Source organism: Lacticaseibacillus saniviri JCM 17471 = DSM 24301 (assembly GCF_001311785.1).
In the GTDB taxonomy this organism is placed as follows: domain Bacteria; phylum Bacillota; class Bacilli; order Lactobacillales; family Lactobacillaceae; genus Lacticaseibacillus; species Lacticaseibacillus saniviri.
In genome coordinates, this window is record NZ_BBBX01000001.1 from 16,085 (window position 1) to 40,069 (window position 23,985).

Consider the following 23,985-nt stretch of genomic DNA (forward strand, 5'->3'; position numbering starts at 1 on the left):
ATGGGAACACGTTAATGAAAATGCATCATTTACTCCGGAATGGTTGTGTTATACTGAGACCACTATGAAACAAAGGGGTTTTGGGAGTTATGCAAGAAATCGATCAGATTATTCGGCGCCATCAAAACTGGAGCCGATTCACTGCCGCATTCTTTTACAGTATCTGTGTGGCAGTTGCGCTGAATATGTTTTGGGAACCGGGTGGGGTTTTGCCAGTGGGATTACCGGGGCGGCACAGTTAGTCGCTTCAGTCGTTCGTCGTTGGTTTACGTCTCGATTCCGACACCATTTGGCGTTGTTGCCGCGGATCAAATTTTTTCAACCGGGACCATGTTATTCATCTTGAACGTGCCATTATTTGTGGTCGGTTGGCGTAAAATTGGGCATCGCTTCACGCTGTTTACCATTCTCGCAGTTGTCTTATCCACCATTATGATTCGGGTCTTGGGCATTCTGACACCTTTGACCAGAGATCCTATCGTCTGTGGGATTTTTGGAGCCGTCGTCAACGGTCTCGGGACAGGGTTCGCACTGCGGAACGGAATCTCAACCGGTGGCCTCGACATCCTGGGGATTGTTTTACGAAAGAAAACCGGTCGTTCCGTTGGGACCATCAATATCGCCTTCAACATCTTAATCATTTTCCTGGCTGGATTCGTTAACGATTGGCCACATGCGTTGTATTCTGCTTTGGCTATTTTTATCAATGGTAAGGTGATGGATTCACTCTATACCAGTCAACAGCGCTTGCAGGTCATGATTGTGACGACCAAGCGCCGCGAAGTGGTCAACGAGATTCAAAACACGCTGCGACGTGGGATTACAATTGTGCACGACGTTGAAGGGGCCTTTAAGCACGAGGAAATGACCATTCTGTTCACGATTATTTCACGGGCTGAGATGTATGATCTGGAACAGGCCATGCAACACAGTGATCCATACGCCTTTGTTTCGATCACAGAGTCGGTTAAGATCTTAGGCCGCTTCTACGAGCCGCAGTCAGATTAGTGAGGCATACATATGTTAATTGGAGCGAATGTGAGTTTATCGGGCGACAAGATGCTGCTCGGTGCGGCGGAACAGGCCCATACTTATGGCGCGAGCACCTTACAAGCCTACATTGGCGCACCGCAAAATACGCGTCGCAAGCCGATTGAAGCGATGCGTATCGATGAAGGCTTAGCGCAATGGCCGAATGGCAACTCAGCCACCTGGTGATCCACGCGCCGTACATCATCAATCTCGGTAATACCAAGAAACCCGAGAATTTTGAATTTGCCGTGCAATTCATGCGAGCAGAAGTCAACCGGGCCGATGCCGTGCATGCTTATACCATGCCGTTTCATCCGGGGGCGCATGTCGGTGCTGGTGCGCAAGCCGGGATTGAACAGGTCATCAAGGGACTGAATCAGGTGATTCAACCGGATCAAAACGTGACGATTGCCCTAGAAACCATGGCCGGAAAGGGCACTGAGTTGGGCCGGACGTTTGAAGAACTCGCACAAATTCTCGATGGCGTGCAGCACAATGATAAAGTCATGGTGACGTTGGATACCTGTCATATCAATGATGCCGGTTATCCCGTTGTTGATGATTTTGACGGCGTGCTCAATACGTTTGATCACATGATTGGACTCGACAAATTGGCCGTTGTTCATCTCAATGATTCAAAGAATCCGCAAGGTAGCCACAAGGACCGACATGCCAATATTGGTTTTGGAACGATTGGCTTTGAGGTGCTTAACCGCATTGCGCATCATCCTGCCTTGCCTGCGATTCCCAAAATTCTTGAAACACCTTTTGTTGGCACAACTAAACCGCAACACCCACCGTATGGCATCGAAATTAATTGGCTCAAAACCCAACAATTTGTGCCGGCGGAATTGGAAGCACTAATGGACTGATGGTCGTTGTGAACCAGACGGATTGCATCATATCAGCAAAAATAAGAAGCTGTGATATGGCCCACTTGAGGCTAATCACAGCTTCTTATTCATTTCAGTGGTTAATTGACGTGTTCGTCACTGCCAAAACCATCGAGACCCATATTGTCCAAGATGATTGTGGCGGTCTCTTCGATGGAGCGATGCGCCGTATTGATAACCATGCAGCCGATTTTCTTATACAAATCTTCGGCAAAACTCAATTCCTCATTGACCTGTTCTCGTGCCGAATAGGTTGTGTCCGGATTCAGGCCGTAAGCAATCATGCGCTGCCGACGGAATTCCATCAGGACGGAGGCATCAGTAGTCAAACCAATGATCTTTTTGGGATCGATTTGCCAGATTTCTTCTGGAATGTGGGCGTTAGGCACCAATGGGAGATTAGCTACCTTGAGATTGCGATTGGCCAAAAAGAGTGAGAGTGGCGTTTTGCTGGTGCGAGAAACACCGAGCAAGACGATATCGGCTTCCAGGAAACCTTTGGGATCTTTGCCATCGTCGTAAAGAACCGCAAATTCCATCGCGGAAATACGATCGAAGTATTTCTCATCCAAATCATGAATCGCACCAGCCACACCAGTCGGTTGCACATGATAATTTGCCGCGATAGTGTCAACGATTGGGGCGAAAACATCAAAAATCTGCAGTTTGAGCTCTTTCCCATAGCTGTTAGCGAGTTTACTCAAGCCGGGTGTGGCCAAGGTGTGAATCACAATCCCATTTTCTTCCTTGGCTTGATCCAGGATGCCAATCAGCTTTTTTTCGGTGTTCACAAACGGAAAGCGAATGTAGCGGGGGGCCAGATCGGGGAACTGAGCGGCGACTGCCTGTGCCAATTTGAGTCCAGTCTCACCAATCGAATCTGAGATTAAAAATAATTTGAGTTCGTCTGCCATATAAATGCCTCATTTCGGGTTTGATATCGCTCTCATCGTATCACAATTAAGTGGCTTTTGGGTGGCTGAATGAGCCGATTCTTGCGATTTTTTAAGTTGGACGTTGACGCCGTTTTCAGAGTTCGCTATAATATTTAAGAACTGTTGGCAAGATGTGCCAGGAGTTACACAGTGTCGGAGGGAGGGATATCATATGGCAAAGACAGTCGTTAAGAAAAACGAATCTCTCGATGATGCTCTTCGGCGCTTCAAGCGCTCCGTATCTAAGTCAGGTACACTTGCAGAATATCGGAAACGCGAATTTTACGAAAAGCCAAGTGTTAAGCGTAAGCTTAAGTCAGAAGCTGCTCGTAAGCGTAAAAAGTTTTAATTAAAAGGACTTGGTAGAAATGGCATTACTCGATGAGCTTAACGCTCAGATGAAGACCGCGATGAAGGCCAAGGACAAGCTGACTTTGAGTGTTGTTCGGATGATAAAGACCGCTTTGGTCAACGAACAAATCAAAACTGGCAAAGACTTGACCGAAGATGACGAGAAGAGCGTCTTAGCTACGCAATTGAAACAGCGCAAGGAAAGCCTCAGCGAGTTTCAAGAAGCTGGCCGAGAGGATCTGGTTGAACAGACACAAGCCGAGATTAAGATTGTTGAACAGTATTTACCTGCTCAACTTGATGAAGCTGCGGTGAGTGACTTAGTCGATCAAGTAGTGGCTGAAACTGGCGCTACTGGCAAAGCGGACTTTGGCAAGGTGATGAAAGCCTTAATGCCGCGAGTTAAGGGTCAAGCCGATGGGGCATTAGTCAATCGGTTAGTTAAGGCCAAGTTGAATTAAAATGAAACACAACCAGCAGGAATTATCTTGTTGGTTGTGTTTTTTGTGAGCATTTTGCTTGTTTAAATTGCCAATGCGAGTATACTGATCGAACAAATCAGTCGTGGAGGTGACAATCATGGTCGCACAAGATGAACTGCTGACAATAATGTATAATTTGATTCTCAATCCGGCCACTCGTGACTGGGAACGGGAACAACTGGCAACGGCAAAGAATACAATCGGTGCCGGAGCCAGTTTCAGTGCAGCGTTGGCCACGCTAGAAGGCAAACTGCGACCGCTGGCGTTGCGGAATAACCTGACACCAGATGTTGCAGATTTCTATGCGCTCGTGGTCGGCGATGTGGCTGAGGCTGACACGTTTGATTTGTCCCGTCATTTCAATCCCGATGCGCCATATGAAGATCGGGCGATTTTTGCCGGAGGTTGTTTCTGGTGCATGGTCGAACCGTTTGAACAACGGCCCGGTATTCAGGCTGTTTTCTCCGGTTACACGGGCGGGACAATCGATCATCCCACGTATGATCAAGTTCTAGGGCAATACACCGGTCACGTTGAAGCGGTCGAAATTATTTTTGATACGCGTGTCGTGAGTTACGACGATCTCGTTACTTTGTACTGGCAGATTACCGACCCCACAGATGACATGGGGCAGATTAACGATCGTGGTGATCAGTACCGGCCCGTGATTTTGTTCGTGATGACAAACAGCGTGCCATTGCCACAGCGTCCAAGCAACAATTGGACGCTTCCGGCTTGTATGGCAAGCCCATTGTGACAGCAATCGAGCCCGCTAGCACCTTTTGGCCGGCAGAGAATTACCACCAACAATTCTATAAGAAGAACCCCAAGCGCTATCGCTTGCTCGAACGCAGTCGCAAGCAGTATTTGGCCACACAGCATCTGTTTGGCCGTGTGCGCGTCGGCTTGAAGCAACTTCGGGGACAGAATAAGTAACCACATGAAGGCTGTGACCTCACCATCTCGGGTTGTCACAGCCTCTTGTTTTGCACTTTGACTGACGCAGACCCATTCGGTTACACCTCATGCGGCATTGGCTCGCGCGTAACGACTTGGTTTGTGATAAACTATAAACAATTAATGAAACTAGAGGAGGTCGCCTTATTGGCAGACAACACAACTGAAAAGCACCTTCAGCTCAACACCCCTGATCAAGCGCAGACATTAGCTGGCGTTAACGATAGCAATCTCAAGCTGATCGAAAGCGGTCTGGGCGTTGACATCGCACCCATGGGTCAAGAATTACGCGTGAGTGGTGACGCCGAACACGCCCAACTCGCCTTTGACTTACTCAAGCAGATGCAACAGCTCTTGGATCAAGGCATTCAGCTAGGGGCACAAGACATCACTAGCGGTATCAATATGGCTACTCGCGGCACACTGGATTACTTCAGCGAGCTGTACAGTGAAGTCTTATTGAAGGACGCAAAAGGCGCGCCCGTTCGTGTCAAGAACTTTGGTCAGCGCCAATATATCAATGCGATTAAGCATCACGACATCACATTTGGGATTGGACCCGCTGGTACCGGTAAAACCTACCTGGCCGTTGTGATGGCGGTGGCGGCACTCAAGGCCGGCACCGTTGACAAAATCATTCTGACTCGGCCTGCCGTTGAAGCGGGTGAAAGCCTAGGTTTCTTACCAGGGGACCTCAAAGAAAAGGTTGATCCTTACCTGCGGCCTGTCTACGATGCGTTATATAGCGTCTTAGGCACGGAGCACACGAATCGCTTAATGGATCGTGGTGTGATTGAAATTGCGCCATTGGCCTACATGCGTGGTCGCACGTTGGATGGCGCCTTTGCCATCTTGGATGAAGCCCAGAACACGACCCAAGCGCAAATGAAGATGTTCCTGACGCGTTTGGGCTTTGGCTCTAAGATGATCGTCAACGGGGACATCACCCAGATTGACTTGCCAAACAATGCCAAGAGCGGCTTGATTCAGGCACAGCGGCTCTTGAAGCCAATCGATCAAATTGCCTTTACTGAGTTCTCGGCCCAAGACGTGGTCCGGCATCCAGTGGTAGCAAAGATTATTGAAGCGTACGGACACGAGAATAACAATTAGCGGGGGACAATATGGACTTAGAATTATTTGATGATGACCACTTACTGACGGCGGACGCGACCAAATTGGTGACAGACCTGGTTGCTTTTTCGGGCAAGGAACTCAACTTGCCTGAAAACACAGAGATGTCAATCACGATCGTTGACGATGACGAAATTCAGCGCATCAATCGTGAATACCGCGACACTGACCGGGTAACTGATGTGATTAGTTTTGCCATCGAGGAAGGTGAAGAGGATCTGATCGGGTTCGACGATATCCCTAAGAATATCGGGGACTTGTTCATCGACCCCGCCAAAGTTGCGCAACAAGCTGAGGATTATGGTCACAGCTTCGAGCGCGAATTAGGCTACACCGTGGTGCATGGATTCCTGCATCTGAACGGCTACGATCACATTCAACCAGAAGACGAAGCCAAAATGATTCCGCTGCAGGAATCAATTTTAACCGCTTATGGCCTCACCCGATAAGCAAGTCACCAAAACCGCCATTTCTTCCAGTCTCTCTCGCATGCCATCGCCGGGTTGCACACCTTCTTTGTGGAAGAGGGTAATTTCCGCCGCGAGTTTGTTTTATCCGCGTTGGTGCTGATTGCCGCTGTTGTCTTTCGCGTGAGCTGGTTTGAATGGTTCGTCTTGATTCTCGCGATTCTGCTCGTTTTCTTGAGCGAATTATGGAACACCATCATCGAAAATATTGTCGATTTCGTGATTGGCAACCAGTATCACGAACGCGCTAAAAAATAAAGATATGAGTGCCGGGGCGGTTGTGCTTGCCGGCATCATTGCCATTGTTTGTGGTGCCTATGTGTTTGTGCCACACTTATTACATTTAGTTGGGATGTGGAATCATTGACCGATCAAACGTTAATTCAAGCGGCCACCAAAGCACGTGAAGCGGCCTATGTGCCGTATTCGCACTTTGCGGTTGGCGCGGCTGTACAAGTGGGCGACCAAATTTATACCGGCGCTAATATCGAAAATGCATCTTATGGCCTATCTCTGTGTGCGGAACGCAACGCCATTTTTCAGGCGGTTCTTGCCGGCCACACACATCTCGATAAAATTGCCGTGATTGCGGACACTAAGGGACCCGTTTCACCGTGTGGCGCGTGTCGCCAGGTGATGACTGAGTTTATGGACCCAACCGCGACCGTTTTATTGACCAACTTAGACGGCGACTTGAGCCAAAATCAATTACAAGCGCTGATTCCAGGCGCATTTACCAAGGAGGATCTTCATGACTGAACACCATTCTGGCTTCGTCGCGATTATTGGCCGGCCTAACGTCGGCAAATCAACATTTATGAATCGAATTTTGGGTGAAAAGATTGCAATTATGTCACCCAAAGCGCAAACAACCCGTAACAAGATCAACGGGATCTACACCACAGACGATGTCCAAATCGTTTTTGTGGATACACCGGGGATTCACAAGCCTAAAAACGAATTAGACGAATACATGGATAAGGCTGCACTCTCCACATTAAACCAAGTGGATGCTGTCTTATTCATGGTGGCTGCTGATGAAAAGATGGGTCCTGGTGACCAATACATCATGCATCAGCTGGCTGAAGTGAAGCAGCCGGTCTATCTCTTGATCAATAAGATTGATCTGGTGCATCCCGATGATCTCTTACCCGTGATTGAACAATATCAATCCCTCTACAACTTTGCTGAAGTCTTCCCAATTTCTGCAACAATGGGGAACAACGTCGATGACCTGCTGAAGAAGCTCGAGAGCCAATTACCTGTGGGCCCTCAATACTATCCAGAAGATCAACTGACCGATCACCCTGAATACTTCGTTGTTGGGGAATTGATTCGCGAAAAGATTCTGCAATTGACGCGTGATGAAGTGCCGCACTCCGTTGCCGTTATGGTCGAGAGCATGAAGAATCGTGAAGCGGGCAAACTGCAGATTGAGGCGTACATCATCGTCGAACGCGATAGCCAAAAGGGGATTGTGATCGGTAAGGGTGGTGCCATGCTCAAACAAATCGGGATCTTAGCTCGTCGCGACATCGAAAACTTGTTGGGCGACAAGGTTAATCTGCAGCTCTGGGTCCGCGTTCAAAAGAACTGGCGGGATAACAACCAGTACCTGCGCAGCCTAGGCTACAATCAAAAGGATTTGCGTTAAATGGCTAAACAGATCGTTGAATTTACCGGCTTAGTGCTCACGCGCCAGAATTATCGGGAGTCCGATCTGTTAGTCAAAATTCTCACTGATCGCTTCGGTAAGAAGATGTTTCTGGTGAGTCGTGCGCGCAAGCCTGGGTTTCGCATGAATGCTGGGATTTTGCCCTTCACGCTCGCCACCTATGTCGGTGATGTACGCGACCCTGGCCTGTCGTTTATCAATACTGTCAAAGAAGCCAAGCAATTTCAGACCATTAGCCAAGACATCGAGCTGAACGCTTACGCCACTTATATCCTGAGCTTGATCGATCTCGCCTATCCCGATGGGGAGGCGATTCCGACTTGGTTTGCGCTCGCGCAACAAGCCTTGGCGTTGATCGACGAAGGATATGACGCACAAGTGTTGACCAATATTATTGAGGTTCAACTCTTGCAGGCGTTTGGGGTGCAACCCGAATGGCGCGGCTGCGTGATCTGTCACCGCACTGACCTGCCATTTGATTTCTCAGAAGCCTACGGTGGGCTACTGTGCCAGAACCATTTTGACCGCGATCCTTATCGCTATCACTTGGATCAACGGGTGGTGTATTGGCTGCGGTTGTTCAGTGTGGTCAAGCTCGATCAAATCAATGACATTACCTTGCAGCCAGCGACCAAGCGGCAGTTACAAGTCGCTTTGGACCGCATCTATCAGGACATGGTGGGTGTGGTTCCCAAAGCGAAGCGGTTCTTGAATCAGATGAATCGCTGGCATTTGCCAGATGACAAGCCAAAAGCGTGACGTTTGACCTTGACAGTAAGCGTCAGGGTGCTATACTTTTAATAAATATTGGTGATGAGAAAAAGGGTTATCGCGTGTGGTTGCCAGCGAATCGAGGACAGTGAAAGCTCGATCAATACCGCTATAATTGGCGTTTTCGAGCCGAACTCAACTAAGTGCAAGTCCTTAGACTTGAAGTAGGGTGGAACCGCGCGCAAGCGTCCCTATGCCATAATTTGGCATAGAGGCGCTTTTTTTCATGACCACAAAAAGGAGAAAATCATGGCAACAAAAATGAGTGTCCAAGCAATGATCCAGACGTTACAAAACTTCTGGGCTGATAAGGGTTGTATGTTGATGCAAGCCTACGATACAGAAAAAGGGGCCGGCACAATGAGCCCTTATACCTTCCTGCGTGCCATCGGACCAGAACCTTGGAATGCGGCTTACGTGGAACCTTCTCGCCGTCCCGCTGATGGTCGTTATGGTGAAAACCCTAACCGGTTGTATCAACACCATCAATTCCAAGTTGTGATGAAGCCATCACCAAAGGAAATTCAAAACTACTACTTGGATTCTCTGCGGGCATTGGGCATTGAACCTCTCGAACACGACATCCGTTTCGTTGAAGATAACTGGGAAAACCCATCAATGGGTTGTGCCGGTGTTGGTTGGGAAGTTTGGTTAGACGGGATGGAAGTCACCCAATTCACTTATTTCCAAGTGGTCGGTGGACTTGAAGTTTCTCCTGTTACCAGTGAGATCACTTATGGGGTTGAACGGTTGGCTTCTTACATTCAAGATGTGAACAACGTCTTTGATCTCGAATGGGGTGACGGTGTGCTCTACGGCGATATCTTCAAGGAACCTGAATTTGAACACAGTACCTATTCCTTTGAAGAATCCGATCAAGCACTCTTATTGACGCTGTTTGATGCCTACGAGAAGGAAGCATGGCGCCTGATGGACCTCGGTTTAGTGCATCCCGCCTATGACTATATCTTAAAGTCTAGCCATACCTTCAACTTGTTGGACGCGCGTGGTGTGGTCTCTGTTACGGAACGTGCCGGCTACTTGAGCCGGATTCGCAAGATGGCCCACAAGGTAGCCCGGGCCTTTGTCGAAGAACGTGAAAAACTGGGATTCCCATTACTCACACATCAACAAACGGAGGTCGACGAATAATGACACATAATTATCTCTTAGAAATCGGGTTGGAGGATATGCCTGCCCACGTGGTAACGCCCAGCCTGAAACAACTTGCCGACAAAACGGCAGCCTACTTAACGGACAACCACATCAATTTCGGTAAAATTACGCAGTATGCCACCCCACGGCGTTTGGCGCTCTTGATCTCTGACTTGGCTGACAAGCAAGACGATATTGAAGAAGACGTGAAGGGCCCTGCTAAAAAATCGCCCAAGACGCCGAAGGTAACTGGAGTAAAGCCGCTATCGGATTTACTCACGGCCAAGGAATGACAGTTGATGACATCACTTTCCGTGAAATCAAGGGTGTGGAATACGTTTATCTGCACAAAGCCATTGCGGGCCAACCTGTGAGCGAAATCTTGCCTGGCCTGATCGATGTTGTGAAGCACTTGACCTTCCCAACGCGGATGCACTGGGGTAGCACAGCATTTGAATATATCCGGCCAATCCACTGGATCGTGAGCCTGTTAGATGATCAAATCGTGCCGATGCAATTACTCGATGTCGAGGCTGGTCGTGTCACCGAAGGCCATCGTTTCTTGGGCCGCCAAGTGACATTGAAGCAAGCCACAGACTATGTTGACGCCCTGTACGCTGAAAAGGTGATTGTTGATCCCGCTCAACGCAAGCAATTGATTGCTGATCAAATCGATGCGATTGCCAAAGACAATGATTGGCATATTGATTTGGACGCTGACTTGCTGGAAGAAGTTAACAATCTGGTCGAATGGCCAACTGCTTTTGCCGGCAGTTTTGATGCCAAGTATCTTGCCATTCCTGATGCGGTCTTGATTACTTCCATGAAGGAAAATCAACGTTACTTCTATGCCACCAAGAATGGTGAAATGGTCAACGCCTTCATCGGGGTTCGCAACGGTAACCGTGAATTCCTCGATAACGTGATTGCTGGGAATGAAAAAGTGCTCACGGCGCGACTTGAAGATGCCGCCTTCTTCTATGCGGAAGATCAAAAGAAGACAATCGCTGATTATGTGGAACGGCTGCGGACAGTCAGTTTCCACGACAAGATCGGTTCCATGCACGATAAGATGATGCGCGTGCAAACCATTGCCGATCTCTTAGCTAAGCGGGTCGGCCTCGATGGTGCCGATCGCGATCACTTACACCGGGCAGCTGAGATCTACAAGTTCGACTTAGTCACCGGTATGGTCGGCGAATTCGCTGAATTACAAGGTGTGATGGGGCGTCAATACGCCTTACTTGCCGGTGAAGATCCTGCGGTGGCACAAGCGATTGAGGAACACTATCAACCAATCAGTGCTGACGGTGACTTGCCCGCCAGTCAAATTGGGACCCTGTTAGCGATTGCTGATAAACTCGATTCACTGCTCAGCTTCTTTGCGGTTAACCTGATTCCTAGTGGGAGTAATGACCCCTACGCATTGCGGCGTCAGGCTTACGGGATTGTGCGGATGGTCGCCGCTAACCACATGGCCTTCAGTGTGCCAGAATTGCAAGAAGATATCGTTGAAGCTTGGAACGAAGCGAACCAAACAAATGGTCTGGATTATGTCACCAATCAAGGTGCTGTCACAGACTTCATGCGCGATCGGGTGAAGCAATACCTGCAGAGCCAAAAGAGTCGTCACGACATCATTGATGCTGTCAGTGGCATGCCAACCGCTGATGTGAGTGCCATGATTGACGGCGCCAAGATTCTTGAAGCACACAGTCATGATGATAACTTCAAGGCTGTGATCGAAGCCTTGGGTCGTGTGATTCGGATCAGCGATAAGGATCCCGAAAATGGTGTTGTGGATTCCCGCTTATTTGAAAATGAGAGTGAAGAAGCCTTGTCTCGCGCTGTTGAAACGGTAAGCGACAACTTCGATGCCCAAGTGAGCGACGCCAACTACTTGGCATTAGCAGGGCTTGAAGGGGTCATTACAACCTACTTCACGGACAACATGATTATGGCCGAAGACTTAACCGTTCGTCACAACCGTTTGGTCCAGTTGACCCACTTAGCCAGCTTAATTCACCAATTCGGTAATATTGCGGAGATCATCGTTAAATAACTTGCTTTATTGTCCAAATAGGCATATACTATATTTTGTGTTTTTACGCAGTTAATTGCCAATTCGAAGTCGCATTTCCATTGGAAGTGCGACTTTTTACAGCTAGTTAGGTGTGTGTTGCAACCGGATGAAGGGGGGATTGACATGGCCGCAATGATTCCAGAAGCCACTGTCGAACAGGTTCTTCAGCAGGTCAACATTGCTGATTATATCGGGCAGACAGTGCAGTTGCATAAGGCAGGACAAAACCTGTTCGGGCTTTGTCCATTTCACGAAGAAAATACCCCATCGTTTTCGGTTTCCGAATCCAAACAAATTTTTCACTGCTTCTCCTGCGGTCGCGGGGGAAACGTCTATAAGTTTGTGATGGAGCTTGACCACCTCTCATTTCCTGAGGCGGTGGCCAAGGTTGCCGAGTTCGCGAACGTGCCGTTAGACGTGCACATTGATTCAGCGCCTCGCGAAGCCCCAGAAGTCACCGCCCAAAAGCAAATCTTGCGCGACGTGACAGACTTGTATCATCACGTGTTGGTGAATACGCAAAACGGGGAAGAGGCACTCAATTATCTGTTGAAGCGCGGGCTGACACAAGAAACGATCGATGCGTTTGAAATCGGGTTTGCTCCGGCAGAGAAGAACCTGATGCAACCCTTTTTGAAGAATCGGGAGATCGATTATCAAGCGCAACGCGAAACTGGATTGTTTGTAGAAAACCAAAATGGCGAGCTGTTCGATCGATTCAAGGATCGCATCATGTTTCCGCTCAAGGATCAAATGGTGCGGTGATTGGCTTTTCTGGACGCATCCTGCATCAGAGTGATCAGGCCAAGTACCTCAATAGCCCTGAAACAGGATTGTTCAACAAGCGCGATGTGCTCTTCAATATGAATACAGCCAAAGACCTGTTCAATAAGGATACGGGGGCCATTCTGTTTGAAGGGTTCATGGACGTGATTGCCGCTTATCAGGCGGGCGTCAAGACTGGGATTGCCTCCATGGGGACCAGCCTGACGAATGAACAGGTGCAACAAATTTCCCGGCACACCAAAAACTCACAATCTGTTATGATGGTGATGCGGCTGGGATTAACGCGACGCACCGTGCCGTTGAACTGGTTGGCAATAACCCACGTTTAAAAACGAGCGTGGTGTTGTTACCAGATGGGCAAGATCCCGATGAATTCATTAAGGCTAATGGGGCAGAAGCGTTTCAGTCTCAGCTCAAAAAGGAACTGACGCCGACCGCTTTCTTGCTGCATTATCTCAGCATGGATGTGGATCTCAGTCAGGATCAGGCCAAGATTGATTATTTGAATCAGGCCTTAGCGCTAGTCGCCAAGGAAGCGCCCATCGCCCAGTCCGTCTACTTGCAACAGTTGACGGAGACGACTGGTATTCCGGTTCAGACACTGGCCAATCAGTTACCGAAACCAGTCCAGCAGCATCAAACCACAACTATGGCACCGCCGCCGGTCGTGACGTCGACCGTTAAGTTCAATCGCTACCAAAAGGCGCAGCGCCAACTGCTCAATTACAGTTTTCATGATGATTTGGTTGCCACCAAGCTGGTATCGAGTGCGTTTGTCTTTCCAGATGATCAGTACCAGGCGATTTTTACCGCTTGGACCCATTACCTGCATGAGGGGCATGCGCCAAACGTTGCGGCGTTCACTGATTCACTTGAAGGTGGGTTAGCGAATGTGGCTGCTGATGTTGCGATGATGACGTTGCCGGAGAGCAGCGATGAAGCCATTGATAACTTGATGGCACTGCTCGCAACAACGCCGCTGCACGATCAGTTGGATCAGATCAAGCAGGAGCTGAATCAAGCCCAACGCATCGGCGATAACAAGCGTGCGTCCGAACTGATGGCTCAGTATTACCAACTTATGCGTCAACTCAAAGGTTAAGGGAGGAAATAGAATGGCAGATACAACCAAAACCGATAAAAAGTATACAACCGCCGTTAAGGCATTAATTAAGGATTACAAGAAAGAAAAGCAGATCACAAACGATGACTTAGCCGATAAAATTGTGAAGCCATTTGCACTGAAGAGTGCTGCGATTGATGAACTGATGCAACAACTTGAAGACAGTGGAATCTCAATCGTTGATGAAAACGGTGATCCAGCTGAACGCTCCCTGAAGAAGGAAAAAGCGGTCAGCAAGAAGGATCTGACCGATATGTCTGCGCCTTCTGGGGTCAAGATCAATGACCCAGTGCGGATGTACCTCAAGGAAATCGGTCGTGTGCCATTGTTGACGGCTGATGAAGAAGTTGCGTTGGCTTTAAAGATTGAACAAGGTGATCAAGAAGCGAAGCAACGTTTGGCCGAAGCTAACTTACGTTTGGTTGTTTCTATTGCTAAGCGGTACGTTGGCCGTGGGATGCAGTTCTTGGACTTGATTCAAGAAGGTAATATGGGGCTGATGAAGGCCGTTGAAAAGTTTGATTACCGCAAGGGGTTCAAGTTCTCAACGTACGCCACCTGGTGGATTCGTCAGGCCATTACCCGTGCGATTGCTGACCAAGCTCGGACAATTCGGATTCCGGTTCATATGGTTGAAACCATTAACAAGTTAATCCGGATTCAACGCCAATTACTCCAGGACTTGGGTCGTGAACCTAACCCTGAAGAAATTGGGGCTGAAATGGACATGCCAACTGAAAAGGTTCGCGAAATCTTGAAGATTGCGCAAGAACCTGTCTCACTTGAAACGCCTATTGGTGAAGAGGATGACTCTCACTTAGGTGACTTCATCGAAGACCAGGAAGCAACAAGTCCTGAAGACCACGCTTCTTACGAATTGTTAAAAGAACAACTCGAAAGTGTTCTGGATACTCTGACCGATCGGGAAGAAAACGTGCTTCGGTTACGTTTCGGTCTCGATGATGGCCGGACCCGGACACTGGAAGAAGTGGGTAAGGTCTTCGGTGTGACCCGTGAACGGATTCGTCAAATCGAAGCCAAGGCATTGCGGAAGTTACGCCACCCAAGTCGTTCTAAGCAATTGAAGGATTTCTTGGAATAGAGTTCAATTGAACCGAATAAAAGCTGTGATGCCCCCAATCGAGTGTATCGCAGCTTTTTTGTGGGCGCATTTCCGCTGAAATTGTGTGAATTTGCGTCCCGCATGGCGGTATCTTACGCTATACTAGAAGTATTCAGAGTAAATGAGGGAAAATGATGGAAAAGACGTTATCAAAGCGACTCAAAGCAATTGCAGATCAAGTAGGTCAAGGGGAACGGTTAGCCGATATCGGTACCGATCACGCATACATTCCGATTGCGCTAGTTGAAAACGGCACAATTGATTATGCCTTAGCCAGTGATATCGGTGAAGGGCCTATCGCCATTGCGACCGCGAATATCGAGGCCGCGGGACTGGCGGACAAAATTGTCGTGCGGCAAGCGGATGGGTTACAAGGCATCAAAGAAAGCGATGCGATTTCAACAGTGATTATCGCGGGCATGGGCGGCCAATTGATGATCGATATCTTAGAAGCCGGCATGTCACATCTCGATGGAACAGAGACCTTGATTCTGCAACCTAATCGCGACACGTTCGAAGTGCGCCAATGGCTCAATCAACACGAATTCGGAATTATTGCCGAACAGATTCTTGAAGACGATGGCCACGTCTATGAAATGATGGTGGCGGGTCGGACAAAGCCAGAAGTGCCATACACGGACGCCGACTTACATTTCGGCCCAATGTTGCGCAAAGAACGGTCACCACTCTTCTTGGAACAGCTCGAACGCCAAGCCGAAAAAACCGAAGCGGTCTTGAGCGGTTTATCAGAGGCCAATCTAGTACCATTGACCAAAATCCGTGAACAGGAAGCATTACTCGCACTGATTAAGGAGGAATTGCAATGACGCGTGCGCAAACGATTATCGATCGATTCGAGATGTTTGCTCCCAGAAGTTTGGCTGTCCCAGGCGATCCTATCGGTTGGCAACTAGGCGACCCTAACCAAGATGTTAAAAAAATTCTGGTGACACTCGATGTTCGGCCAGAAGTGGTGGCAGAGGCCAAGCAATTGGGTGCCGAAATGATTTTGCGCATCATCCGGCGATGTTTCGTCCGGCCAAAAACATGGTACTGACGGACCCTCAGACCCAGATGTATGCCGATATTTTACGGGCTAATATTGCGGTTTATGCGGCGCACACCAATTTGGACAGTGTGGCGGGCGGCATGAATGACTGGCTCGCGCAAGCCTTGCATCTCACCCAGATTGTGCCATTCATCGATGAGGGGGAAGAAGCGGGCATGGGGCGTATCGGTCAGCTCGTACACCCGATGCCGCTAGCGGATTTGATTCAAACCGTCAAAATACGTATCACCTCAAGGGTTTGCGCGTCGTGGCAAATGATCTCCAGCGCGAAATTAACGTGTGGCGATTCTCGGTGGCGATGGCGGCAAGTTCTATCTCGATGCCAAAGCGGCAGGTGCGGACGTTTACATCACGGGGGATGTGTATTATCATACCGGCCATGACATGCTCGCTGCCGATATGCCCGTGATTGATCCCGGTCACCATATTGAACAGATCATGAAACAGCATGTAACCGATCTGCTGAATCAGTGGGCGGTCGAGAACGACTGGTCCGTTGAGGCCGCACCGTCTCAATTGAGTACAGATCCATATCAATTCTTTTAAACAATAAAAGCTGTGAATCTACCAAAATCGGTAGATTCACAGCTTTTTTGGTGCCACATATTACAAATTGGCATCCGTATTGAAATTGAGTGGACTGTAGTCAGTGCTTTCTGCCAAAATCTGCATCGTGTAGTCATGATAAACGCTCAGTGAGAGGGCCGCGGCCTTGGCGGACGCTCGTTGGCCAACACGGCAAGCCCCGCTGGATCCAGGCCCCGACTGGCATCGTCGGTTTCAGCAATGAGTTGGAGCAACGCTTGATGCGTGGCCTTCTGCAGGTCCGTCAGCGACTTGGCAAAATGGCGGTAGTGCGCATCCACCAACACGCCAGTCAACTTATACTGCCAGTAGGCACTGGTCAAGTCAGCGGGCAGTTCACCGGTTTGGTAACTCTCAGGTACCTCGGTCATCCCAGAGAAGAACGGCACATATTGGCTCTCCGCCGAAACGCCGAGTGCCAACCAGTGAATGTCAGCAATCGGTTGTGGCCGGTTATCGCGGAGTTGGAGCACGTGACTCTCCTGGGTTTTGGCCAAACTGATTGGCCGGAAACGGTGGGCTTCGGGTCCGTTTGTCGTTGGGTCATATGGTGTTTCCTGATAATGACTGCTCAACACGCCGGTTACGTCATCGATGAATAACGGCTGATCCGGTTTCACGATGAAGGGCAGATCACTGTCCAATGGTGTGCGGGTTTGACTCGGGGTCAGGCGGCGTTGGCCATCCCACACGCGTGGTGTGTTGTAGATGCGGTCAAATTCGGTGCTGGTGCCAAAGATTTGGCGGAAATTGAATGGGGTGCCCGGTTGCCACAATTGATGGTCGGCGGCAAAATCAAACAGGCCTGCATCGTAGAGGAAGTCGGCACTCTCCGGATTCACCTCTTGAATGGCGAGTTGGTTAGCAACGACGGCATAACTATCGTCAGGAATCCGTGCGGCCACCCAGTGATGCCCGGTAGCAATTTCCATGTACCAAGCTTCATCGTGATCAGCGAACAAAATACCATTTGCTTCGCCGGTACCAAATTCTTCGACAATCTGGCCTAAGCGGCGGACACCGGCTTTGGCGCTTGTGATGTAAGGCAGCACAACAGTGACCATGGCCTCTTCAATAATGCCATCTTCAACAAACGGATCGGCAGCCAATACGCGGGCGTTGGCGTACGCACTTTCGGTGGCACTCATCGCCACACCAGCGCTATTGATGCCATCTTCTTCAAACAGACCGAATTCATCCGTCCATTCCGGTGTGGCGGTGTATTTGAGGGCCCGCTTTGGTAATGTCAGCGTGAGTCCCGTTGCCTTTGAGGTGAAGGTGGGTGAGGTTTGGGCATTGGTTTCTGGATGCACCACCAGATGCTTTGGCCACGCCGCCTTGCTATCCTCGTTGCGGCCAATCATGATAGAGCCATCCGCACTCGCTTTTTTCCCAACCAAAATACTGGTACATGCCGTTCTTACTTGCATAATCATCCTCCAAACTTGATAACATCCCAATTGTTAGCCAACTAGTCAAACAAATGGGAATGCACGAAACTGATTTTAACTGTGTTGTCGTATTCTACCATGTTGATATAATTAATCAACTCCATCTAGGGTTTGATATACGCAAAGTGGTCAGCTTGTAATTGCGCTAAATCGACAACCCCAGCCGGGACGACCACCGCATAATTTGGTAAATCAGCGGCGGTTAACTGATGGGCATTCATTGAATTCTGGCAGGCGTGAAAGCTGACTTGCGGTAAAGCCTGCATCTTGGTCCGCAGCTTGGCATCGGTATAGCCGGTAATCGCCTCGCCATTAGCGACGAGGACCAACTGCGCATCGGGTACTTCCGCCAAAAATTAGTCAGATTGGCTAGCGCATGCGCCCATTTGTCGGATTCATCAACATGAAAAACTGCCTTCATAATCGGCCTCCTTTGAGTTGTATTTGAAACAAGTAATCTTAATCATCACACTAGGCCATTGGGTGAGATTCGTCAATGACGAGGAACTGGTCGCGGCGATCGATGATTTTGTCAGGCATTGCGCCTTGCTGATTCAAAATAATGGCGGTATGATGATCGCGTTAATTCGATAACGCTACCAAATGGCTTGGAGGGATTTTGAAATGGGCAAGTTTTATTTATATTTGATTATTACCATCGTACTTTTGGGGGTCGCTATTTTTAACTTCATCACGCAACGTTACTGGCAAGGAGCTGGCGACCTGTTTGTTGGATTGATTGGCATATTCATCACTGTGGGGACCTACAGTGATCTCAAGAAGAAATCTTAGTAAATCATCATCACTCAGTCACTTCGACTGAGTGATTTTTGTGGTGAGTATCAATCCGCCAAGTTTGCACTTGCATTGCGGCCAGTGCTCATGAATAATAAAGATATGATACCTGTCATCGCTGTCACAGTGATTGATGGGATTTATTTTTGGAGGCGGCTATGAAAATCACAACCTATCAGCCCAATGATATGCTGAAACGTATCATGGTGGCGCTGATTGCGGGGCTGCTAGCGGCGGTCGCGCTTAATTTCTTTCTGATTCCTGCCAAGGTGTTTCAGGCCGGGCTCAGTGGGGTGAGTCAGCTCACCTCGCTACTGCTCCAACCGGTGCTACATACTGGTGATATTACTGGTTGGCTCATTTTGCTGTTTAATATTCCGCTCGGCATCTTGGGATGGTTCAAACTGGGGCGCGAATTTACGTTCTATAGTATTTTGACCGCGATTTTTCTCTCGATCTTCACGGTCATTATTCCGGTCCACACGTTTTCAACGAATCCGTTGATGAATGGGATTTTGGTGGTGTGCTCACGGGCCTGGGTGTCGGATTAGCATTGCGATACGGATTTTCTACCGGCGGATTCGATATTATCTCATTGGTTCTCGCCAAAACGACCGGTAAAGCGGTCGGCAGTTTGATGTTCTTAACCAATCTGGCGATTATCTTGGTGGCGGGCTTTGCGATTCAGTGGGAAAGTGCGCTGTACACGATTATCTCAATCTACTGCATGACGCGCGTGGTCGACAGCGTCCACACCTCACACCAAAGATAACGGCAATGATTGTCACTTCACACGCTGATGAGGTGATTGCGGCGATCAACGAACAATTGATTCGCGGGATTACTGTTACCAATTCATGGGGCGGCTATACCAAGCAACAGAACAACACGCTGTGGATTGTGATCACGCGATATGAGCTCTATGACCTGACCCAAGCGACCTTGAGTGTTGATTCCACGGCCTTCATCAATATTATGAATACGATTGATGTCGTCGGGGAATTCTTAACCAATGATCAGCAGGCCGAGCGTAAGCGCCTGATGCAAACCGACAAACAATAAAAAGCATGGCACAAAACCGAGTTGGTTTTGTGCCATGCTTCTTTTATTGGTTAAACGAATGGCCGTGCCACACCAGTGACCCAGCTGCGTTGTGAATTCTTGATCGGTTGGACCATGACACGAGGTGGCCATGATTCAATCACTTGGTTGTTGCCGAGGTAGATGGCAACGTGCCAGACACGACCATCATAAGGACTGGTATAGAAAATCAAGTCCCCACGTTGGCGATCCGCGTAACTCACGTGCTTGAATTTGTTTGAAGCAGCGAGAAGACGTGAATTCCATTCATTGCCTGGTTGTGCGTGTTGAATGGAAGAAACGGGAAGTGGATTGATGCCTGCCGCATATAATGCCTGTGTGACAAGACCAGAACAGTCATTCCCGTACTGAGTGGATGTCGATGCGCCCACGATGTAAGGCTTGCCCAGATAGCTATAAGCCGCTTTAATCATCGCTTCAATATGGGCGGAACGGTCGGCGTACCATGGTGTCTGCAGTGGATAAATCCAGCTATCGATGCTCGTCCACGAGCTAGCTGCAAAGCCCATCTTCACCCAGGTTGCTTGATTCACGATTCCGGTTGCTGGCAGACCGTGGTTGCGTTGGAAATTCGCAACCGCATTTTGCGCTGAAGCAGACATGTTGGCATAGCTACTATTGAGGCCCAATGCACGCAGGGTCAACCAGGTTTTAATCCCTTCAGAGCCGCGCACCAGATTGTAACCAACTTGGCCAGTAGGTTTGATCTGCTTGTAGTTGACTTGATAGAACTGACTTGGATTTTGGTAAGGAACAACTTCCTTGGCCCAACTATCCTTGACCCATTGGTTAGCGCTGACCTTGAACCACATGTGCTTACCGGCAACAGCGCGATCACTGAACTGCCAATAAGAAGCATTCTTCAAACTCTTGCCTGTCGCCTTACCATTTGGTGTGCTGTAGATTGGTGCAGTACCGCTGATTCGAACCACATTGCGCTTGATGCTTTGATCAACGCTGCGATCTTTAGCAACGGGGGACAAGGCGATATAGCGCCCGTCCATCCATTGGTTCGTGCCCAGCTTGTACCAGTAGTGGTCGCCTTCACGAACGGCAGCCGAAATCTTCCATGCGGAACCGTTTGGTAACTTACGACCTGTTGTGCCGTGTGGTGCAGTTGGACTCTTCCATAATTCAATGCCGTAATTAGGGACATAACTCACCCAACCGGTGCTGGTAAACGCTTGTTCTGTTGCCGCATGCGTCGTTTGACCAGCCAATGCGAGACCCAAACCAGCACTGATACCCAGTAATGCTGTTAACCATTTTTCATTTGTCTCACTCCTTAAACTCTAATATGAAATCGCGCGACGCGCCTGCGTGTTCCAATTATTCAAAAATTGACCCTTTGTCATCGAGGTCTTATAACCCGTCCAGCAATCATTGTAATAGATGTTGTTTGCATCATAGCCCGATACTGTTAACGCATGATATGGGAAGCCATGTAAGGTATTCCATGTCACAACGGGGTGGCCTTGATCCAGTTGATAGTACAGCGCGTCCAATCCCAAACCGGTCAGATTCTTGGCGTTACCCGTATATTTGGTCACCAAGTTCATCAGTGCTGGTGGAAAATGGTAATGCCGTAACCTGCGGGATTACCGATATATCCCAAGTTGGGATTAGAAGGGTGACGTGGCATTTCAGCAGCCAGCGTCATCTTTGAGACGGGATTCCCCGCGTAGTTGACCATCATGGTGACCGCAGTGATTTCACAACCGTTTGGTAATTCAGGACGTTGCTTGATCATCGAAACGTTCAAGCGAACATTGCCGCGATACTTGAGGCCGCTGACCACAATGTGTTGCCCATCAATCCATTGATCGCCACCTAAGTGATACCAGGTCTTGCCGTTGACGGTCTGAGAGCCGGAAACTTTCCAACTCGTCCCTGTTTTCAACGTCTTGCCAGTTACCCCAGAGGTACTTGAGGGCCCCTTGAAAACAGCAATGCCGTAGCCAGCGACATATGTAATTGTCGCCACCCCATTAGTGGGTGTGGTCGGTAAGCTCGCCTTATCTTTCAGATATTGGCCGCTAACCCACTGTGAAGCGCCGACATTGTAATAACGCTGACCAGCCACATCACTGTAGCCATACACTTGCCAAGTGGTACCATGTGCTAGCTTTTTGCCCGTCCATGTTGCGTTTGGGCCAGGGCTTTGCATGAGATTCACGCCATAACCCGGCACGTATACAATCTGGCCGACAAATCGCTGCGGTGTCATCGCGGGTGCGGCTTGTTGCGTCACCGGAGCACTCGCTGCTTGCGCAGGGGTTGCGGGGTGACTGGTTGTGACACCGATGCCCGCCGCAATGAGCGCAGCGGTAATCACTAGATGTTGCCATTTGGTTCTCTTAACCAATCAATACACCTCCATTTATACAAATTAGTATACACTAATATCAATTGATGCCACAGAAGAATCATCTTCGGTTGACCAAATATAATCAAAATGACATGATAACGCCTGGTCGCCGCGTGCTAAAGCCGTTAGACAAACGAAAACGACTCAAAAAACCTGTGACTCGCATCAATATTCAATAAATCATACCGCTTTAACGCGACAATAATTGTCATCTAGAATAATTTTATTATTCTGATGGTTTTTCATGGGAAGACCATAAAGCTGGGCTTTAAAAAGCACTGCTAGTATGCGATAATAATGGCAAGTTTGATATTTGAGAGGATGAATCACATGCCATTAGTACATATCGATTTGATTGAAGGTCGCAGTCAAGATCAATTACGCGCCATGGTCAAGGATGTTACCGAAGCAATTGTCAAAAACACAGGGGCACCCGCTGAACACGTTCATGTCGTGCTCAACGAAATGGCCAAAGAACATTACGCTGTCGGCGGTATTTTGAAGGCCGACGAATAAGAAAGCTGGGAATGACATGGCAACAGATACAGCATACTTTGATTCGATGAAGACTAAGATTGTTGAAGCCCTCCAAACCGTCATTGATCCGGAGTTGGGCATCGATATTATCAATCTTGGGTTGGTCTATGGTGTGGATCTGGATGAAGATGGCACCTGTACCGTTGAAATGACATTGACGACGATGGGGTGCCCGTTATCCGACATTCTGGACAATGATATCCGCCAAGCCTTAATGGCTGTGGATGGCATCAATCAAGTGGAACTGCATCTGGTGTGGTACCCAGCGTGGGGCCCAGAGCGCATGAGTCGCTATGCCAAAATGACCTTAGGCATTCACTAGTTTTGCCGATCACCCTTGAGGCTTAAGGGTGATTTTTCTGTTTGGAGATGAATGATGGACTATTGGAAAACGCTGGTCCCGCTCGCGCAAAAATACGCGGGATGGGAATCGGTGACTGAACAACTCGCGGCCATGACTGCTGTCAAAACGGCCCTAGCGCACAATCAATTGCCAAAAAAGGCTTGCCCCGACTGGGATTGTCGAGTGATACGTTAATGATGGCGAGTGACTTGCGTGAAGCCAAGCAACTGGATCACTTATTGCGCCAGTTTCGTTTCTTCATTGCCTATCACTATGGCATGTGGGCTTTCGTGCATCAGCAGCTGTTTGCGACCTGGCAGGATCAATTTGGTCCGCTGCGTTACCTTGAAGTCGCGGCGGGGAATGGCTATATCAGCGCGGGGCTACAACAAGCGGGTAACCGCGTGATTGCAACCGACGCCCATACCTGGTTAAATGAAAACCAAACAGGGCATCATCCAATGCTGCCCGTCCAATCCCTTGGAGCGAGCGCAGCCTTACTGCGATACGGTCATCAAGTAGATGCCGTGGTCATGGCGTGGAGTCCTGACAAAGACCCTAATGATATGCATTTTCTGCGCTTATTGCGGCGCGAGTATCCGCATTTACTGTTCTTTGTGATTGGCGAGCGCTTCGGTGCGACCAATAGCCGCTTATTCTGGCAATCAGCCCAGTTTGTCGCGGATCGCCGATTACTACCACTGAATCGCGATTTCAAACGGTTTGACGCCGTTAACGAACGCATTTATTTGCTGGCCTAGGGGGAATA

At 49.0% G+C, this 23,985-nt stretch carries 19 protein-coding genes and 10 pseudogenes; 23 read left to right on the plus strand and 6 right to left on the minus strand.

Translation table 11 applies throughout. The annotated features are described in order from the left end of the window. The first annotated feature begins 89 nt into the window (after window positions 1-89). A pseudogene (locus JCM17471_RS00100) lies at window positions 90-1,008 on the plus strand (YitT family protein). 12 nt (window positions 1,009-1,020) lie between these two features. After that, window positions 1,021-1,904, plus strand: a pseudogene (locus JCM17471_RS00105) (deoxyribonuclease IV). A gap of 101 nt (window positions 1,905-2,005) precedes the next feature. Here the strand turns inward: JCM17471_RS00105 and JCM17471_RS00110 are convergent. Further along, complete coding sequence (locus JCM17471_RS00110) at window positions 2,006-2,839, minus strand: pyruvate, water dikinase regulatory protein (RefSeq protein WP_054776397.1); 834 nt, start codon at window positions 2,837-2,839, stop codon at window positions 2,006-2,008. Between the two features lie 193 nt (window positions 2,840-3,032). On the opposite strand from JCM17471_RS00110, the gene rpsU reads away from it, so the two are divergent. From rpsU to JCM17471_RS00185, 15 genes and pseudogenes are all read left to right on the plus strand, one after another. Beyond that, window positions 3,033-3,209 (plus strand): 30S ribosomal protein S21, encoded by a 177-nt coding sequence (gene rpsU, locus JCM17471_RS00115; RefSeq protein ID WP_054776398.1) that lies wholly within the window; start codon window positions 3,033-3,035, stop codon window positions 3,207-3,209. 19 nt (window positions 3,210-3,228) lie between these two features. Further along, entirely contained in the window at window positions 3,229-3,672 is a 444-nt protein-coding gene (locus JCM17471_RS00120) for a GatB/YqeY domain-containing protein (RefSeq protein ID WP_054776399.1), read from the plus strand. Window positions 3,673-3,790: 118 nt separating this feature from the next. After that, window positions 3,791-4,629: pseudogene (msrA, locus tag JCM17471_RS00125) on the plus strand (peptide-methionine (S)-S-oxide reductase MsrA). A 168-nt stretch (window positions 4,630-4,797) separates the two neighbouring features. Then, window positions 4,798-5,763 (plus strand): PhoH family protein, encoded by a 966-nt coding sequence (locus tag JCM17471_RS00130; RefSeq protein WP_054776400.1) that lies wholly within the window; start codon window positions 4,798-4,800, stop codon window positions 5,761-5,763. An 11-nt stretch (window positions 5,764-5,774) separates the two neighbouring features. Further along, window positions 5,775-6,233, plus strand: a complete 459-nt coding sequence (ybeY, locus tag JCM17471_RS00135; protein ID WP_054776401.1) for an rRNA maturation RNase YbeY — start codon at window positions 5,775-5,777, stop codon at window positions 6,231-6,233. After that, window positions 6,217-6,618 (plus strand): annotated as a pseudogene (locus JCM17471_RS16275) (diacylglycerol kinase). Before ybeY ends, JCM17471_RS16275 begins: the two are co-directional and overlap by 17 nt. Next, the gene (locus JCM17471_RS00145; protein WP_054776402.1) at window positions 6,615-7,010 is read left to right on the plus strand and encodes a cytidine deaminase; all 396 of its coding nucleotides are present in this window, start codon (window positions 6,615-6,617) and stop codon (window positions 7,008-7,010) included. Before JCM17471_RS16275 ends, JCM17471_RS00145 begins: the two are co-directional and overlap by 4 nt. Beyond that, window positions 7,003-7,905: a GTPase Era gene (era, locus tag JCM17471_RS00150; protein ID WP_054776403.1), complete on the plus strand. Its 903-nt coding sequence runs from the start codon at window positions 7,003-7,005 to the stop codon at window positions 7,903-7,905. The genes JCM17471_RS00145 and era overlap by 8 nt, the downstream gene beginning before the upstream one ends. Then, a complete protein-coding gene (gene recO / locus JCM17471_RS00155) occupies window positions 7,906-8,685 on the plus strand; it encodes a DNA repair protein RecO (protein WP_054776404.1) in 780 nt (259 codons plus the stop codon). Between the two features lie 261 nt (window positions 8,686-8,946). After that, entirely contained in the window at window positions 8,947-9,849 is a 903-nt protein-coding gene (glyQ, locus tag JCM17471_RS00160; protein ID WP_054776405.1) for a glycine--tRNA ligase subunit alpha, read from the plus strand. Continuing rightward, window positions 9,849-11,914 (plus strand): annotated as a pseudogene (gene glyS, locus JCM17471_RS00165) (glycine--tRNA ligase subunit beta). Before glyQ ends, glyS begins: the two are co-directional and overlap by 1 nt. Before the next feature lie 153 nt (window positions 11,915-12,067). Continuing rightward, window positions 12,068-13,823, plus strand: a pseudogene (gene dnaG, locus JCM17471_RS16280) (DNA primase). 13 nt (window positions 13,824-13,836) lie between these two features. Further along, window positions 13,837-14,946: an RNA polymerase sigma factor RpoD gene (gene rpoD, locus JCM17471_RS00175; protein WP_054776406.1), complete on the plus strand. Its 1,110-nt coding sequence runs from the start codon at window positions 13,837-13,839 to the stop codon at window positions 14,944-14,946. A 155-nt stretch (window positions 14,947-15,101) separates the two neighbouring features. Then, window positions 15,102-15,794 carry a tRNA (adenine(22)-N(1))-methyltransferase gene (locus JCM17471_RS00180; protein ID WP_404820121.1) on the plus strand — a complete coding sequence of 231 codons (693 nt, stop codon included), beginning with the start codon at window positions 15,102-15,104 and terminating at the stop codon, window positions 15,792-15,794. Further along, window positions 15,791-16,582, plus strand: a pseudogene (locus tag JCM17471_RS00185) (Nif3-like dinuclear metal center hexameric protein). The gene JCM17471_RS00180 and the pseudogene JCM17471_RS00185 overlap by 4 nt, the downstream one beginning before the upstream one ends. 60 nt (window positions 16,583-16,642) lie before the next feature. On the opposite strand, the pseudogene JCM17471_RS00190 reads toward JCM17471_RS00185, so the two are convergent. Both JCM17471_RS00190 and JCM17471_RS00195 read right to left on the minus strand, forming a co-directional pair. Further along, window positions 16,643-18,057 (minus strand): annotated as a pseudogene (locus tag JCM17471_RS00190) (C69 family dipeptidase). Window positions 18,058-18,176: 119 nt separating this feature from the next. After that, window positions 18,177-18,425, minus strand: a complete 249-nt coding sequence (locus JCM17471_RS00195) for a DsrE family protein (RefSeq protein WP_054776408.1) — start codon at window positions 18,423-18,425, stop codon at window positions 18,177-18,179. Between the two features lie 271 nt (window positions 18,426-18,696). On the opposite strand from JCM17471_RS00195, the gene JCM17471_RS13705 reads away from it, so the two are divergent. The 3 genes and pseudogenes from JCM17471_RS13705 to JCM17471_RS16290 all read left to right on the plus strand — a co-directional run bounded on the left by JCM17471_RS13705 (window position 18,697) and on the right by JCM17471_RS16290 (window position 19,929). Further along, on the plus strand, window positions 18,697-18,864 hold the full coding sequence (locus JCM17471_RS13705) for a hypothetical protein (protein ID WP_156321522.1): 168 nt from the start codon (window positions 18,697-18,699) through the stop codon (window positions 18,862-18,864). A gap of 206 nt (window positions 18,865-19,070) precedes the next feature. Next, window positions 19,071-19,639 (plus strand): annotated as a pseudogene (locus tag JCM17471_RS16285) (YitT family protein). A gap of 5 nt (window positions 19,640-19,644) precedes the next feature. Beyond that, window positions 19,645-19,929, plus strand: a complete 285-nt coding sequence (locus JCM17471_RS16290; protein ID WP_369395755.1) for a DUF2179 domain-containing protein — start codon at window positions 19,645-19,647, stop codon at window positions 19,927-19,929. A gap of 50 nt (window positions 19,930-19,979) precedes the next feature. On the opposite strand, the gene JCM17471_RS00205 is transcribed toward JCM17471_RS16290, so the two are convergent. The 3 genes from JCM17471_RS00205 to JCM17471_RS15655 all read right to left on the minus strand — a co-directional run bounded on the left by JCM17471_RS00205 (window position 19,980) and on the right by JCM17471_RS15655 (window position 22,333). Next, window positions 19,980-21,188, minus strand: a complete 1,209-nt coding sequence (locus JCM17471_RS00205) for a C40 family peptidase (RefSeq protein WP_225354034.1) — start codon at window positions 21,186-21,188, stop codon at window positions 19,980-19,982. 72 nt (window positions 21,189-21,260) lie between these two features. Next, window positions 21,261-21,518, minus strand: a complete 258-nt coding sequence (locus JCM17471_RS15650) for a C39 family peptidase (protein ID WP_263849367.1) — start codon at window positions 21,516-21,518, stop codon at window positions 21,261-21,263. A gap of 8 nt (window positions 21,519-21,526) precedes the next feature. Then, entirely contained in the window at window positions 21,527-22,333 is an 807-nt protein-coding gene (locus JCM17471_RS15655; RefSeq protein WP_054776411.1) for a C39 family peptidase, read from the minus strand. Between the two features lie 300 nt (window positions 22,334-22,633). On the opposite strand from JCM17471_RS15655, the gene thmT reads away from it, so the two are divergent. The 3 genes and pseudogenes from thmT (at window position 22,634) to JCM17471_RS00230 (ending at window position 23,977) form a co-directional block, all read left to right on the plus strand. Further along, window positions 22,634-22,852 (plus strand): 2-hydroxymuconate tautomerase, encoded by a 219-nt coding sequence (thmT, locus tag JCM17471_RS00220; protein ID WP_263849334.1) that lies wholly within the window; start codon window positions 22,634-22,636, stop codon window positions 22,850-22,852. A 16-nt stretch (window positions 22,853-22,868) separates the two neighbouring features. After that, window positions 22,869-23,195, plus strand: coding sequence for a metal-sulfur cluster assembly factor (locus JCM17471_RS00225; RefSeq protein WP_054776413.1), 327 nt, complete (start codon window positions 22,869-22,871; stop codon window positions 23,193-23,195). A gap of 54 nt (window positions 23,196-23,249) precedes the next feature. Then, window positions 23,250-23,977, plus strand: a pseudogene (locus JCM17471_RS00230) (SAM-dependent methyltransferase). Window positions 23,978-23,985: the final 8 nt, after the last annotated feature.